2 protein-coding genes are annotated in these 1,376 nt (G+C 74.9%); both read left to right on the top strand.

The features are described 5' to 3' along the window. Positions 1 to 730 (top strand): sensor histidine kinase (locus tag ACFU99_RS43755; protein WP_384404367.1); only part of this gene is annotated, 730 nt, incomplete at its 5' end. Continuing rightward, the coding region (locus ACFU99_RS43750; RefSeq protein ID WP_384404365.1) for a response regulator at positions 727 to 1,376 on the top strand (650 nt) is incomplete at its 3' end. The genes ACFU99_RS43755 and ACFU99_RS43750, both read left to right, overlap by 4 nt.

The following is a 1,376-nucleotide window of genomic DNA, read 5'->3' as shown; positions in this document are numbered from 1 at the left end:
GGTCAGCGAGGCGGAACGGGCCCGGCGCACCCTCCTCGAAGAACGCGCCCGCATCGCGCGGGAGATGCACGACGTCGTCGCGCACCACATGTCCGTGATCACGGTGCAGGCGGACAGCGCCCCGTACCGGCTCGGCGGCGTGCCGCCCGAGACGGGCGAGGAGTTCGCCGCCATCGCCGCGACCGCCCGCGAGTCCCTCACCGAGATGCGGCGGCTGCTGGGCGCGCTGCGCGGCACGGACGGTAGGGGCGGTACGGGCACCGCCGGCGTCGAGCGCGCGCCGCAGCCCGGCCTGGCGGAGCTGGACCGGCTGGCGGAGTCGACGGTGCGGGCCGGGGTGCCCGTGGAGCTCTCCGTCGAGCCGGGCCCGGACACGGCCCCCGTGCCGGGGGCCGTGGACCTGTCCGCGTACCGCGTCGTGCAGGAGTCCCTCGCCAACGTGGTGCGGCACGCGCCGGGCGCGGCGACCCGCGTGTCGGTCGCCCCGGACCGTACGGGCGTGAGCGTCGTCATCGTCAACGCCCCGTCCGCCGCCGTGCCCGGCGCGCCGCTGGAGAGCGGCGGCACGGGCCACGGCCTGGTCGGGATGCGCGAACGCGTCCGGCTGCTCGGCGGCACGCTGGAGGCGGGCCCGCTGCCGGACGGCGGCTTCCGCGTGGCGGCGCGCTTCCCGCTCACCGCGGAAATCGACCCTGTCCACGACACCGCAGAGGAATCCCCCGCCCCATGACCATCAGGGTGATCATCGTCGACGACCAGGCCATGGTGCGGGCGGGGTTCGCCGCGCTGCTCGACGCACAGCCCGACATCGACGTCGTCGGCGACGCGGCGGACGGCCGGCAGGGCGTCGAACTGAGCCGCCGCGTGTGCCCCGACGTGGTGCTCATGGACGTGCGGATGCCCGAGCTGGACGGCCTGGAGGCAGCCCGGGAGATCCTCACCGCAGATGCGGATGATGCGGACGACGGGGACGACGGGGACGACGAAAAAGCAGCCCACCGCCCGAAGGTGCTGATGCTCACCACCTTCGACGTCGACGACTACGTCTACGAGGCGCTGCGCGTCGGGGCCAGCGGCTTCCTGCTCAAGGACGCGCCGCCGGCCGATCTGATCGCGGCCGTACGGGTCGTGGCGAGCGGCGACGCGCTGCTCGCCCCGTCCGTCACCCGCCGCCTCATCGAGGAGTTCGCGCGGCAGCGCCCGGCCCCGCGCCGTACGCCCGTACCGCGCCCGCAGGAGCTGACCCCGCGCGAGACGGAGGTGCTGGGGCTGATCGCGCGCGGGCTCTCCAATCAGGAGATCGCCGGGACGCTGTTCCTCGCCGAGCAGACGGTCAAGACGCACATCGGCCGCGTCCTCGCCAAGCTCCAGCTCCG

Origin of the sequence: Streptomyces sp. NPDC057654, from assembly GCF_042800135.1 — a bacterium.
Taxonomy (GTDB): Bacteria; Actinomycetota; Actinomycetes; order Streptomycetales; family Streptomycetaceae; genus Streptomyces.
Note: the sequence above shows the minus strand (reverse complement) of the source record. Positions and strands in the feature narration are given on the sequence as shown.